At 71.7% G+C, this 13,605-nt stretch carries 10 protein-coding genes; 8 read left to right on the forward strand and 2 right to left on the reverse strand.

The features are described 5' to 3' along the window. Positions 1-68 precede the first annotated feature (68 nt). From AC162C_RS06740 to AC162C_RS06775, 8 genes are all read left to right on the forward strand, one after another. Positions 69-2,009, forward strand: a complete 1,941-nt coding sequence (locus tag AC162C_RS06740; RefSeq protein WP_484096885.1) for an LCP family protein — start codon at positions 69-71, stop codon at positions 2,007-2,009. A 59-nt stretch (positions 2,010-2,068) separates the two neighbouring features. Next, a complete protein-coding gene (locus AC162C_RS06745) occupies positions 2,069-3,358 on the forward strand; it encodes a UDP-glucose dehydrogenase family protein (protein WP_484096886.1) in 1,290 nt (429 codons plus the stop codon). Next, positions 3,312-4,508, forward strand: a complete 1,197-nt coding sequence (locus AC162C_RS06750) for a sugar phosphate nucleotidyltransferase (protein WP_484096887.1) — start codon at positions 3,312-3,314, stop codon at positions 4,506-4,508. Before AC162C_RS06745 ends, AC162C_RS06750 begins: the two co-directional genes overlap by 47 nt. Beyond that, positions 4,505-4,873, forward strand: a complete 369-nt coding sequence (locus tag AC162C_RS06755; protein WP_462973481.1) for a cupin domain-containing protein — start codon at positions 4,505-4,507, stop codon at positions 4,871-4,873. Before AC162C_RS06750 ends, AC162C_RS06755 begins: the two co-directional genes overlap by 4 nt. 33 nt (positions 4,874-4,906) lie before the next feature. Beyond that, entirely contained in the window at positions 4,907-7,942 is a 3,036-nt protein-coding gene (locus tag AC162C_RS06760; protein ID WP_484096888.1) for a putative bifunctional diguanylate cyclase/phosphodiesterase, read from the forward strand. Positions 7,943-8,052: 110 nt separating this feature from the next. After that, entirely contained in the window at positions 8,053-9,321 is a 1,269-nt protein-coding gene (ahcY, locus tag AC162C_RS06765; RefSeq protein ID WP_484096889.1) for an adenosylhomocysteinase, read from the forward strand. Between the two features lie 56 nt (positions 9,322-9,377). After that, the gene (gene mtnA / locus AC162C_RS06770) at positions 9,378-10,343 is read left to right on the forward strand and encodes an S-methyl-5-thioribose-1-phosphate isomerase (RefSeq protein ID WP_484096890.1); all 966 of its coding nucleotides are present in this window, start codon (positions 9,378-9,380) and stop codon (positions 10,341-10,343) included. Then, the gene (locus AC162C_RS06775; RefSeq protein WP_484096891.1) at positions 10,340-11,455 is read left to right on the forward strand and encodes a UTP--glucose-1-phosphate uridylyltransferase; all 1,116 of its coding nucleotides are present in this window, start codon (positions 10,340-10,342) and stop codon (positions 11,453-11,455) included. Before mtnA ends, AC162C_RS06775 begins: the two co-directional genes overlap by 4 nt. 48 nt (positions 11,456-11,503) lie before the next feature. Here AC162C_RS06775 and AC162C_RS06780 read toward each other — a convergent pair whose 3' ends face one another. Both AC162C_RS06780 and AC162C_RS06785 read right to left on the reverse strand, forming a co-directional pair. Beyond that, on the reverse strand, positions 11,504-12,862 hold the full coding sequence (locus tag AC162C_RS06780; protein ID WP_484096892.1) for a sensor histidine kinase: 1,359 nt from the start codon (positions 12,860-12,862) through the stop codon (positions 11,504-11,506). Beyond that, entirely contained in the window at positions 12,859-13,524 is a 666-nt protein-coding gene (locus AC162C_RS06785; protein WP_462973487.1) for a response regulator transcription factor, read from the reverse strand. The genes AC162C_RS06780 and AC162C_RS06785 overlap by 4 nt, the downstream gene beginning before the upstream one ends. Between the last annotated feature and the right edge of the window lie 81 nt (positions 13,525-13,605).

A 13,605-nucleotide genomic window follows, 5' to 3' on the forward strand; every position in this document is an offset into this window, starting at 1 on the left:
CGGGTGACGGCGCCGGGCGCTCCGCTATCCTCGGCGGTCGGGTCGGGCGCGCGTCCGGCCAACGCTGCATGAAGACGACACTGAAGCGAGGAGTCGGCCGAGCTCACGGCCACAACGGCAACGGTCACGCCGCCGTCCCTCCGGCGCCGCTGGCGCCCGTCTCGCTCTACCGCCAGGCCCCGCCGCCGCGCCGTGGAGGCGCGCACGTCGCGCTCCGCGTGCTCGGCTGGGCCGGCTTCGTGCTCGCGATGTGCATCGCCGGCGTCGGGGGCGGCGCCTACCTGTACCTCCACGAGTCGGTGGCGGCGGTCGCCCCGCGCAGCGAGGGCGTCCGCGTCGCGGCGAAGCGGCTCGACGTGCCGCTGCCCGGTCAGCCGGCGACCGCGCTCGTGATCGGCTACGACCGCCGTGCGAGCGAGGCGAAGGGGACGCCGTCGCGCTCCGACACCGTGATGCTCGTCCGTGCCGACCCGGGCGCGAAGACGATCAGCCTGCTGTCCTTCCCCCGCGACCTGAGCGTCGAGATCCGGTGCCCAGGGCAGGGCTCGTTCGTCTCGAAGATCAACGCCGCCTATGCGACGTGCGGAGAGAAGGGCACGCTCGAGACGATCAAGGCGCTGACCGGTGTCCCGGTGAACTACCTGATCACGGTCAACTTCCGCGGCTTCCGGCAGCTCGTCGACAAGCTCGGCGGCGTCTGGATGGACGTCGACCGCCGCTACTTCAACGACCGCGGCGGCCCGAGCGGCTACGCGAAGATCAACCTGCAGCCCGGCTACCAGCTCCTGACGGGCCTGAAGGCGCTCGACTACGTCCGGTTCCGCCACACCGACTCCGACCTGTTCCGGAACGTGCGCCAGCAGCAGTTCGTCCGCGCCTTCAAGGACCAGATCGAGTCGAGCTTCACGCCGCTGACGCTTCCCAAGGTGATCAAGGTGATCACCAACAACGTCGAGGTCGGGCGCGGCGGCGGGAAGGACGTCGACGCGAAGACCGTGCTCTCGTACGCGCTGCTCGCCTACTCGCTGCCGCCGGGTCACGTCTTCCAGACGCGGCTGGAGGGGATCGAGGGGTTCAACGACCTCACGATCTCGCAGGAGAACCTCAACCGCGCGGTCGACGAGTTCGCGAAGCCCGACGTCGACTCACCGCGCAAGGCGACGGCGGTCGCGCTCGGCGAGAAGCTGAAGACGACGACGCTGCGCCCGGGGCAGACGACGGTCACCGTCCTCAACGGGAACGGCGTGTCGGGCGCGGCCTCGACGGCGAACTACCTGCTCGGTCAGCGCGGCTACAAGACGGTGCTGCCGCCGAACGGCGTTCCTGCGAACGCCCCGAACTTCGACTACTTCCGCTCGGTCGTCTACTACAACCCGAAGGCGTCGGGCGCGCTCCCCGCGGCGCGCAAGGTCGCCGCGCTCTTCGGCTCCGCCGACGTGAAGCGCGTCCCGTCGGGGATCCGGACGCTCTCCAACGGCGCCATGCTCGTCGCCGTCGTCGGCCAGACGTTCCACGGGCGGCTCGCCTCGGCGCCGACGGACAAGACCCCCGAGCGGCAGAAGGCCAACGTCACGTCCGGGGCGAGCGCCGCGTACGACGAGCTCAAGGCGCTCCGGGATCGTGTCCCCTTCAAGCTGATGGTGCCGACGGTGATCGAGCGGTCGTCGTGGATCGACCGCGAGCGGCCCGTGCGCTTCTACTGGATCGACGAGGGCCGAGAGCACAAGGCCGTCAGGCTCACCTACAAGCTCGGCGGGACGAACGAGTACTGGGGCGTCCAGCAGACCTCGTTCGACGACGCGCCGGTGCTCAAGGGGCGCACGATGACACGGAACCTCGGGGGACGGCGGTACGAGCTGTACTACGACGGCCCGCGCCTCCACATGGTCGTGCTCCGGACGAAGGACGCGAGCTACTGGGTCGTCAACACGCTCCTCGACAAGCTCTCGAACGAGACGATGATCGCGATCGCGAAGGGCCTGCGCCCGGTCGGCGCGGTCAAGCGCTGAGCGCCGGTCTCGGTTCGCGGTTTGACGACCCGAGCGCCCCACGTATCCTCCGACGCGGCATGAGCGGGGAGCCCCGGCGGATCGCGGTCTTCGGTGCCGGCTACGTCGGCCTCGTCACCGGCGCATGCTTCGCCGAGCTCGGTCACCGGGTGACGGTCCGCGACGTGCTGCCCGACCGCATCGCGGCGCTCCAGCGCGGCGAGGTCCCCATCTACGAGCCCGGGCTCGACGAGCTCCTCGCACGCAACCGCGACCGGCTCCGGTTCACGACGGAGGTCGCCGACGCGGTCGACGGCGCAGAGGTCGTCTACGTGGCCGTGGGCACTCCGTCGACGTACTCGGGCGACGCGGACCTGAGCGCCGTGTGGACGGTCGTGGACGAGCTCCCGGTCGTCGGCGAGCGTCTGGTCGTCGTGATGAAGAGCACCGTTCCCGTGGGCACCGGCGAGCGGGTGAGAGATCGCCTCGACGCGCGGGGCATGGGCGCCGTCGGCTACGTGTCGAACCCCGAGTTCACCGCCGAGGGGACGGCGGTACGCGACTTCATGCGCCCCGACCGGATCGTGATCGGCGAGTTCGACGCCGCCGACGGTGACCTCGTCGCAGCGCTCCATGCGGGGATCGACGCGCCGATCGTCCGCAGCGACGTCGCCTCCGCGGAGATGATCAAGCTCGCCGCGAACGCGGCCCTCATGACGCGGATCTCGTTCATCAACGAGATCGCGAACGTATGCGAGGCGACCGGGGCCGACGTCGTCAAGGTGGCCGAGGGGATCGGCCTCGACCACCGCATCGGGCCGGCGTTCCTGCGCGCGGGCGTCGGCTTCGGCGGGAGCTGCTTCCCCAAGGACTCGCTCGCGCTGAAGCAGCTGGCGGCGAACTCCGGGTACCACTTCCAGCTCCTGAACGCCGTGATCGAGGTCAACGAGCTGCAGAAGCGGCGCGTCGTGGGCAAGCTCCGGCACCACCTCGGGACGTTGCGCGGGACGACGATCGCGCTGCTCGGTCTCGCGTTCAAGCCGAATACCGACGACATCCGCGAGGCCCCGAGCCTCGTGTTGGCAGGACGGCTCCTCGCGGAGGGGGCGGACGTCCGGGTCTGGGACCCGGTCGCGACCTCCGACGAGCTCCACGGCGTCACGCACGTGGACACGGTCGCGGCGGCGGTCGCGGGTGCGGACGCCGCCGTGCTCGTGACGGAGTGGCCCGAGCTGGCGGAGCTCGACTGGGGGGCGCTCGGCGCGTCGATGCGCCGACGGCTGTTCGTCGACGGCCGGAACATGCTCGATCGCGACGCCCTCCGTGCAGCCGGGTTCGCCTACGAGGGCATCGGCCGCGGAGCGGGATGAGCATCGGACGCGATCACGACGGCGAGGTCGTGGCCTGAGCCTCCCGGCCGTCATCCTCGTCGGCGGGCAGGGCACGCGGCTGCGTCCGCTCACCGAGCGGACGCGCAAGGACATGCTGAGCCTCGTCGATCGGCCGCTCCTCGCGTACACGTTCGAGCACCTGCGAAGACACGGTGTGACGAAGGCGATCGTGTCGTGCGGCTACCTGCCGACGCAGATCGAGACGCACTTCGGATCCGCGTACGGCGAGCTGGCGCTCTCGTACGCGGTCGAGGGCGAGCCCCTCGGGACGGCCGGGGGGATCCGCTACGCGGCCGCCGGGCTCGACGGGCCGTTCTTCGCGCTCAACGGCGACTCCCTGCGCGAGGCGGACCTCGACGAGCTCGTCCGCTTCCACCGCGAGACGGGTGCCCGCGCGACGATCCTGCTCACGCCGGTCGCCGACCCGAGTCGCTACGGGCTCGTCCGCCTCGCCGGCGACGGACGCGTGCGGCAGTTCCTCGAGAAGCCCCGCCCGGAGGACATCGACACGAATCTCATCAACGCCGGCCTCTACGTCCTCGAGCCGGACGTCCTCGACCTCGTGCCCGAGGGCCGTGCCGTCTCGATCGAGCGCGAGGTGTTCCCGCAGCTCTGTGAGCGTGGAGAGGTGTTCGGGCTGGCGCTCCCCGGCTACTGGCTCGACGTCGGGACGCCGTCCACGTACCTGCAGGCGCATCGAGACGTGCTCGAGCGCTCGTTCCGCACCGAGCTCGGCGAGCAGCTCGGAAGCGACTACATGCTCGTCGACCCCAGCGCCCGGGTCGACCCCGGCGCGCGGCTCGTCCCACCGGTCGTCGTCGGGCCGAACGTCGTGATCGACGCGGGCGCACGAGTCGGGAGCCTCGCGGCGATCGGGGCGGGTGCGCGGCTCGGCCCGGACTCGGTCGTCGAGAACGCCGTCGTCGGCGCGCGAACGATCGTCGAGGAGCGGACGTCGGTGATCGGGTCGATCGTCGGCCAGGACGCGTCCGTCGGCGCCGACTGCACGGTGAGGGGCCTCGCCGTCGTGGGGCCGGAGTCGGTGATCGGTCCCGCCAACCAGCTCGACCACGGGTTGCGGGTCGGGGCCGGCATCGAGATCCCGGCGGAGGCCGTCCGCTTCTCGTGAGCGCGTACCGGTTCGAGCCGCGGCACGTCGAGAAGCCCTGGGGCTGGGAGCTCGTGTGGGCCGAGGCGGAGGCGTACGTGGGGAAGCTCCTGTTCGTCCGCGCGGGGCACGCGCTGAGCCTGCAGTTCCACCGCGTCAAGGACGAGTCCTGGCTCGTCCGGGAGGGCCGGGCGACGCTCGAGCTCGGGGCGCTCGACGGCGAGCGGGAGACGATCGAGATCGGGCCGGGCGACGCCTTCCGCTACCGGCCGGGCACGGTGCATCGGATCACGGCGATCGAGGACACCCTCGTCCTCGAGGTCTCGACGCCGCACCTCGACGACGTGGTGCGTCTCGAGGATCGATACGGGCGCTCCGAGCCCTAATTCTCGTCGGCGCTGCCGCCGATATCTCCCTCTATGCGTCCAGTCCACTGGATCCTGCTCGGCATCTCCGGCGTCCTCGCGTCGTCCGTCGCGATCGAGAGGAACGACCGTCTCTGGGGCATGTGGCTCGTCGGCGGCTGGATCCTCGCCGCGGGCGCAGTCGTCGCCGGAGTCAGGCTCAACCGCACGCGCGAGCGGAAGCCGTGGTACTTCATCGCCTGCGCCATAGGGCTGGTCGCCGCCGCCGAGCTGTCGTTCCTCGTGGGGGAGGGCGGGGCGCTCGACGTCACGTATCCGTGGGCGTCCGACTTCCTCCGGCTGGCCGCCTATCCGCTCTTCGCAGCCGGTCTCGTCGTCTTCGTGCGGCGGCGGACCCCCGCTCACGACTGGGGTGCGATCCTCGACGCAGCGGTTGTCGCGGTCGGGCTCGGCTCGGTCTTGTGGGCCGTCGCCCTCGAGCCCGTCGCCTCCGACGGGGCGCTCTCGCCGGAGGCGAAGGCGGTGTCGGCGGCGTTCGTCGTCGTCGGTATCGGTCTGATCGGGTTGGTCGTCCGTCTCGTCGTCACCACGGGGCTCGCGGTCACGGCGAACGCCTTCATCGCGGCCGCCGTCGGCCTCCTGGTCGTCGGAGACGGCCTCTACGTCGTCGCGCGCATGGACGGCTGGTATGCGCCAGGCGGCGCGATCGACGTCGTCCGTCTGGCCGTCCCGCTCCTCTGGGCCGGGGCCGCCCTCGACCCGTCGATGCTGCAGCTGACCCGCCTCGTCGAGGAGCCGGAGTCGTGGCCGATCAGGCGCCGGATCGCCCTGCTCGGGTGTGCGGTCCTCGCGACCGTGGGCACCGTCGTCGCCGGAACGGTCCACGGTGCGGGAAGCCTGTCGTCCGTCGCCGTCGGAGCCGTGATCCTCGTGCTGCTGCTCGTGAGTGCCCGGCTCGGCACGGTCGTCGTCTCGATCGAGCGGTCGGTGACGCGAGCGGACGTCCTCCAGCTGGGCGCTGCGACCCTCGTCGGGGCGCAGTCGCGTGACGAGATCCGGGCCGTCGCCCTGGAGACTGCGCAGAAGCTCAGCGGTGGACGTCGAGAGGCGTTCGTCGCCGTCGAGCTCTCCGCCCGACCCGACCTCGCGCTCGAGGACGCAGTCGTCGTGGGCGGCGGGGAGATCGCGATCGAGATCCGGGGAGAGATCCGCCGCCGAGGGTCGCTCGGACGCCTCGGGACGGCGAAGACGTTCGTGGCGCCCGTCGTCCAACGTGACCGCCTGCGCGGGGTGATCCGCGTCACCGGGGTGAAGCCGCTCGCCTGGCACGTGCACCAGGGGCTCGCGACGCTCGCATCCCAGACGGCGCTCGCCCTCGAGAGCGTCGAGCTCGTCGAGGACCAGGCCGAGCGTCGCAGCGAGGCCCGGTTCCGCACGCTCGTCCAGAACTCGACCGACATCATCGCCGTGCTCGAGCAGGACCTCGTCGTTCGCTACGTGACGCCTTCGGTCCGGACGATGTTGGGATACGAGCCGTCGAGTCTCGTCGGCACGAGCTTCGCCTCGCTGCTCGACCCTGCGGAGCTTCCCGACGTCCACCGTCACCTCGCCGACGGGGCCGCCCCGCAGGGGGTGCTCGAGGCCGAGCTCCACCTGATGCACGCGGACGGCTCCCAGCGGGCGGTCGAGTGCGTGATCAGCGACCTGCGCGGGGATCCGTCGGTGAAGGGGATCGTCCTCACGGCGCACGACGTCACCGACCGTCGTCAGCTGCAGGACCGGCTCACGCACCAGGCGTTCCACGACGCGCTCACGGGACTGCCCAACCGCGTGCTCCTCGTCGACCGCGTCGCGCATGCGCTCGAGCGATCGAAGCGCTCGGGCGCCGACGTGACTCTGCTCTTCCTCGACATCGACGACTTCAAGACGATCAACGACAGCCTCGGCCACTCGGCCGGTGACGAGCTGCTCGTCGAGATCGGAGAGCGCCTGCGACACGGACTGCGCTCCGCGGACACGCCTGCACGTCTCGGCGGCGACGAGTTCGCGCTCCTCCTGGAGGATGCGCATGGCGCGGAGGGCGCGGGACGGGCAGCCGAGCGGCTGCTCGAGGATCTCGCCCGCCCGATCACGCTCGGGGAGACCGTCGTCCACATCCGATCGAGCATCGGGATCGCCGTCGCCCAGCCGGGGCAGACTCCCGACGAGCTGCTCCGAAACGCCGACGTCGCCATGTACTGGGCGAAACGCCGCGGAGGTCACGGCTACCAGCTCTTCGAGCCGCAGATGCACAAGGCTGCGATCACCCGACTCGAGCTCAAGAGCGACCTCGCGCGCGCTTTCGCCGCCGACGAGCTGACCCTCGTGTACCAGCCGCTCGTCGACCTCCAGGACGCCGAGACCGTCGCCCTCGAGGCACTGCTCCGGTGGACGCACCCGGCGCGCGGGCCGATCTCGCCTGCGGAGTTCGTCCCCCTCGCCGAGGAGACCGGGCTGATCAACGACATCGGCCGCTGGGTCATCAGACAGGCGTGTCATGACCTGCGGCACTGGCAGGTCTCGATCCCCGGTCGGGCCCGTCTCTCGGCGAACGTCAACCTCTCGGCGCGCCAGGTGCTGCAGCCGAGCTTCCGCGAGGACGTCCTGCGGATCCTCGTTGACACCGGCGTCGAGCCGACCGACCTCGTGCTCGAGATCACCGAGAGCACGCTGCTCGAGGACGTCGAGGGAGTGAGCGCGCGCCTCGCCGAGCTCCGGGAGCTCGGCATCCGGATCGCGATCGACGACTTCGGCACCGGCTTCTCGTCGCTCGGGTACCTGCAGCGGTTCCCGGTGGACGAGCTGAAGATCGCGAAGGAGTTCGTCGACGAGGTCGTCGACCCGCGCCGCGCCCGCCTCGTCGAGGCGATCGTGACGCTGGCCCGCTCCCTCGACCTGAAGACCGTCGCAGAGGGCATCGAGCACGAGGAGCAGCGCGAACGCCTTCGCGAGCTCGGGTGCGAGCTCGGGCAGGGCTACCTGTTCTCGCGCCCCGTCGCCGCCGGTGAGGTGCCCTCGCTCCTCGGCGGCGGCGTGCGGTTCGCCGCGTAGGGCCATCCAGGGGCGGCCGGTAGACTCGGCCGCGACCGTCGCCGGGGCAACGTCGGCGACGCTCGCGTGCGAACCACGAACCCCGACATCACCGAGCAGGAAGGCTTTCCATGGCTACGACCAAGCGCTTCGACGTCAGGGACCTCGCTCTCGCGGCGGAGGGCGTCCGTCGCATCGAGTGGGCCGACCGGCAGATGCCGGTGCTCGCGGCGATCCGTGAGCGGTTCCAGCAGGAGCAGCCGCTCGCCGGGTACCGCGTCTCGGCATGCCTGCACGTCACGACGGAGACCGCGAACCTCATGCGCACCCTGCAGGCGGGCGGCGCGGACGTCGTCCTCTGCGCGTCGAACCCGCTCTCGACCCAGGACGACGTCGCCGCGGCACTCGTCGACGAATACGGGTGCAGCGTCTATGCGATCAAGGGCGAGGACAACGACACCTACTACCGCCACATCGAGGCCGCCGTCGACCACCGGCCGCACATCACGATGGACGACGGCGCCGACGTCATCGGTGTGCTGCACGCCCACCGGCGCGAGCAGCTCGGCGACGTGATCGCGGGCACGGAGGAGACGACGACCGGCGTGATCCGCCTGAAGGCGCTCGAGCGCGAAGGGAAGCTCGGGTTCCCGGTGGTCGCGGTGAACGAGGCCCGGACGAAGCACCTGTTCGACAACCGCTACGGGACCGGTCAGTCGACGATCGACGGCATCGTGCGGGCGACGAACGTCCTGCTCGCCGGCAAGCGGTTCGTCGTCGCCGGCTACGGGTGGGTCGGGCGCGGCGTCGCGATGCGCGCGCGTGGGCTCGGGGCGCACGTGATCGTCACCGAGGTCGATCCGATGCGGGCGCTCGAGGCGCTGATGGACGGCTTCGAGATCCTGCCCATGGCCCGTGCCGCCGAGGTCGGCGACATCTTCTGCACGGCGACCGGCGACAAGCACGTGATCGCCCGCGAGCACCTCGAGCGGATGAAGGACGGGGCGATCCTCTCGAACACCGGCCACTTCAACGTCGAGATCGACATTCCGGCGCTCCGCGAGCTCGCGACCGAGACGCGGGAGGCCCGGCAGTTCGTCGACGAGTTCACGCTGGCCGACGGGCGCCGCCTGTACCTCCTGGCGGAGGGACGGCTCGTCAACATCTCGGCCGCCGAAGGCCATCCGGCGCTCGTCATGGACATGTCGTTCGCGAACCAGGCGCTGTCCGCCGAGTACGTGGTGCAGCACGCAGGCGAGCTCGAGCGGCGCGTGTACGTCGTGCCGACGGAGATCGACGACGAGATCGCCCGCCTGAAGCTCGAGACGATGGGCGTCGCGATCGATCGGCTGACCGACGAGCAGCAGCGCTACCTGACGAGCTGGGACGAAGGGACGTAGAGAGCGGGCGCAGGGGTGCCGCCCACGACGGGCGGCGCCCTGCTCGGAGCGATGCCGTGGGCGATCTCGAGCCACACCGGATCATCCGTCTCGAGCGGGACGCCGTCGTCGTCCTCGACCAGCGGCGCCTGCCCGACGCCGAGGTCGAGCTGCGCTGCGAGACACCGGAGGACGTCGCGCGGGCGATCCATGCGCTCGCGGTGCGCGGTGCGCCCGCGATCGGCATCGCGGCCGCGTACGGGCTCGCACTCGCCGCTCGTCGTGGCGACGACCTCGACGCGGCGTACGCGGTGCTCGCCGGGAGTCGTCCGACGGCGGTGAACCTGCGATGGGCACTCGACGAGATGCGGCCCGACCCGACTCCCGCACGGGCGGCGCGGATCCACGACGACGAAGTCGACCGCTGTCGGCGGATGGCGCGGCACGCGGCGACGCTCGTGCCCACGGCGGCCCGCGTGCTGACCCACTGCAACGCGGGCGCGCTCGCCACCGGCGGCTACGGCACGGCCGTCGGCGCGATCCGGGCGGCGTGGGAACAGGGGCTCGTCGAGCACGTCTGGGTCGACGAGACGCGGCCGCTGCTGCAGGGAGCGCGTCTCACGGCGTGGGAGCTCGATCAGCTCGGGATCCCCCACACGGTGCTCGTGGACGCGGCGGCCGGCGCGCTGATGGCGCGCGGTCGTGTCGACCTCGTCGTGACCGGGGCGGACCGGATCGCGGGCAACGGGGACACGGCGAACAAGATCGGGACGTACGCGCTCGGCGTGCTCGCCGCCCGACATGCCGTCCCGTTCGTCGTCGTCGCGCCGACGACGACGCTCGACCCGTCGCTCGAGTCCGGCGACGGGATCCCGATCGAGGAACGCGATCCGGCGGAGGTCACGGCCAGGTTCCCCGCCGTCAACCCCGCCTTCGACGTCACCCCCGCCGAGCTCGTGCACGCGATCGTCACGGAAGAGGGTGTGCACCGTCCACCGTACACCGAGAGCCTCCCGCGCCAGCTCTCGCGCGCCCGGCCATGAGCGTGCTCGACGACCTCGACCCGGCCACGCGGGCACTGCTCGAGCGCTACGGCTTCGACGCAGCGGGCTTCGAGGAGCTCCGCGCGCGTGTCGCCTCCGGCGAGCTCTCCCCGGCATCCAACGTCGTGCCGGGCGTCGTCGAGCCGCCGGGCGAGGGAGACGTCGTCCGGCTCGCCGAGCCGGGCACGCGGGCGCACGAGGAGGCACGGGCCGTAGGCCTGGAAGCGCTGCGCTCGGGTCGCGTCGCGTCGGTCGTGCTCGCGGGAGGGATGGCGACGCGCTTCGGCGGCGTCGTGAAGGGCGTCGTCGAGGCGCACCGTGGCCGGAGCTTCCTCTCGTGGAAGCTCGGCGAGACCGCCCGCCTGGGCGCCGAGCTCGGCGTCGAGATCCCGACCGCGGTGATGACGAGCTTCTCCACCGACGAGCAGACGCGGGAGCACGTGCACGGCCTCGACGTTCCCGAGCCGATCTGGTTCTCGCAGTCCGTCTCGCTGCGTCTCGAGCCGGATGGATCGCTCTTCCGCACGGACGACGGGCTGCCGTCGCCGTACGCCCCGGGGCACGGCGACCTCGTCGAGGCGCTCGGCGCCCAGGGCGCGGTCGCGTCGTTGCGCGACCGCGGCGTCGCCGTCGTGATCGTCTCGAACGTCGACAACCTCGGCGCCAGGCTCGATCCCGATGTGATCGGCGCGCACCTGGTCGCGGGCGCTGCGATGACGTCCGAGGTGGCGCGCAAGGAGGGCGACATGGGCGGTGCGCCCGCCCGCGTGGGCGGTCGCCTGATGCTCCTGGAGGGCCCACGGTTTCCGGCGACCTTCGACCAGGGCCGTATCGACGTCTTCAACACGAACACGGCCACGTTCGACCTCGCCGTCTTCGACGAGGCGTACGCGTTGACGTGGCTGTACGTCGAGAAGGACGTCGAGGGCCGGACCGCCGTCCAGCTCGAGCGGCTGTACCACGAGCTCTCGTCGTTCGTCCCGACGACCTTCCTCGAGGTGCCGCGTACGGGGCCGCGTGGTCGCTTCTTCCCGATCAAGACGCCGGACGACCTCGACCGCTCGCAGCCGTTGCTCGAGGAGATGCTCGCCGCGTCGCCGCTCGACGGCTGAGCGATCGTCCGGGCGCTCGAGGAGGAGAGCGCCCCGATCCGCGCCGGGCTACGCGGCCGGGTATCGCACGACCGCGTCGACGCCCCGTCCGGGAGCGTCTTCGAGCGCCAGCGTGCCTCCGTCCGTCTCGGCGAGGCGCCGGGCGATCGCCAGGCCGAGGCCCGAGCCCGGCGACTCCCGTCCCCGCCAGAACCGGTCGAACGCACGGAGCTTCTCCTCGTCGGAGAGGCCCGGCCCGTCGTCGCGCACGCGGATCTCGACACCGCGACCGGCCCGTCGCACCCGGACCGACACCGAGCCGCCGGCGCTCGTCGCCTCGAAGGCGTTCGAGAGGAGGTTGTCGAGGATCTGTTCGAGTCGGGCGCGTCCGACGCGGATCGCCACCGTGCCGGCGGCGTCCACGTGGAGGGCGATCTCGCGCTCGTCGGCGAGCGGCGTCCACGCCGTCGTACGCTCACCGGCGAGGTTGCCCGCATCGAGCGTCTCCGCGGGCGACGTCGCGCCTTCCGTGCGCGAGAGCTCGAGCAGTCCGTCGACGAGCTCCGCCAGCCGCTCGACCTCGGCGCTCGCCGCCTCGATGTCCTGTGCTCCCTCCACGTCGGCCCGGGCTGCGAGGTTCTCCAGCCGCAGTCGCAGTGCGGTGAGGGGCGTACGGAGCTGGTGGGACGCGTCCGCGGTGAAGGACGCCTGTGTCGCGAGCAGCGCGTCGACGCGATCGACCATCGCGTTGAACGAGCTCGCGACGGCCTGCACCTCGTGGGGCCCCTCCACCGGTGCGCGGGCGGTCAGGTCACCACCGGCGACGCCCGTGGCGGCCGCCTCGAGCCGCACGAGCGGTCGCGAGGCCCAGCGGGCGAGCCAGACGGCGAGCGCAGCGGCGACGGCGAGGGCGAGGCCCGAGATCGCGGCGAGCGCGAGCCAGGTGTTGCGGACACGCTCGTCGGCGGTCGCGGTCGGGTACGTGATCCTCGACGCCCCGCGCACGACGCCGCCGGAGGCGACCGGCACGGCGACGTACAGCAGGCTCTCCCCGAGCGTCTCGGAGCGCCGGGTTCCGGACGCGACGTCGCCTTCGAGTGCACGTGCGATCTCGGGCCGGGTCGAGAAGTCGCGCCCGATCGAGGTCGACGGATCGACGATCGACGTGCCGGTGCGGTCGACGACGACGATGCGCCCGCCGGTCTCGCCGAGATACCTTCTCGCGAGCGCCGTGAGGGACGGCGGTGCCCCGGTTCCCGCCTCGAGTGCGTCCTCCGAGAGCGACGCGACCGCGGCGGCGTCCCGCTCGACCTTCGCCCGGAGGTCACGTCGCTGCGAGCGGGCGGACTCGATGCCGAGCGGCACCACGAGGACGCCGAGAAGCACCGACGTGAGCGCGAGCATCGTCGCGAGCAGACGGGCGGTCACGGACGGAGACGGAGGCCGACGCCGCGGATCGTCTCGATCAGCTCGGGGTCGCCGAGCTTGCGGCGGAGCGACGCGACGTGGACGTCGACCGTCTTCGCCGCTCCGTACCACGACGTCCCCCAGACCTCCCGAACGAGCCGCTCCTTCGGGACGACGGTTCCCGCCTCCTCGGCGAGCGCGACGAGCACGTCGTACTCCTTGGGGGTGAGCTCCGGCTCGACCGGCTGGCCGTCGACGGTCACCCGGCGTGCCCGCAGGTCGATCTCGATCGACCCGCACCGCAGCGCGTCGACGGCGTCCGAGCTCTCCTCACCGACGCGCCGGAGCACCGCACGCATCCGTGCGACGAGCTCGCGCAGCCCGAACGGCTTCACGACGTAGTCGTCTGCGCCGAGCTCGAGGCCGACGACCCGATCGACCTCCTCACCGCGTGCCGTGACCATGATCACGGGCACGCGCGACCGTGTCCGGAGCTCACGGCAGACGGTCAGCCCGTCGACGTCCGGCAGCCGGACATCGAGCAGGACGATGTCGGCGGAGTCGGCGCGCTCGAGCGCCGCGGCGCCGGTCGCGACGCGGGTCACGTCCCAGCCTTCGCGCTCGAGCCCCTCGACCAGGGGCTCCGCGATCACATCCTCGTCCTCGACGACGAGCACTCGCATCGAGGGCATCGTACGGCCCCGAGCGCCGGCCCGGACGAGCCGTTGCCGAGCGCTGTCGAAGCTTTGCCGTCGCTTTGCCCC

The organism is Gaiella sp. (genome assembly GCF_057140465.1).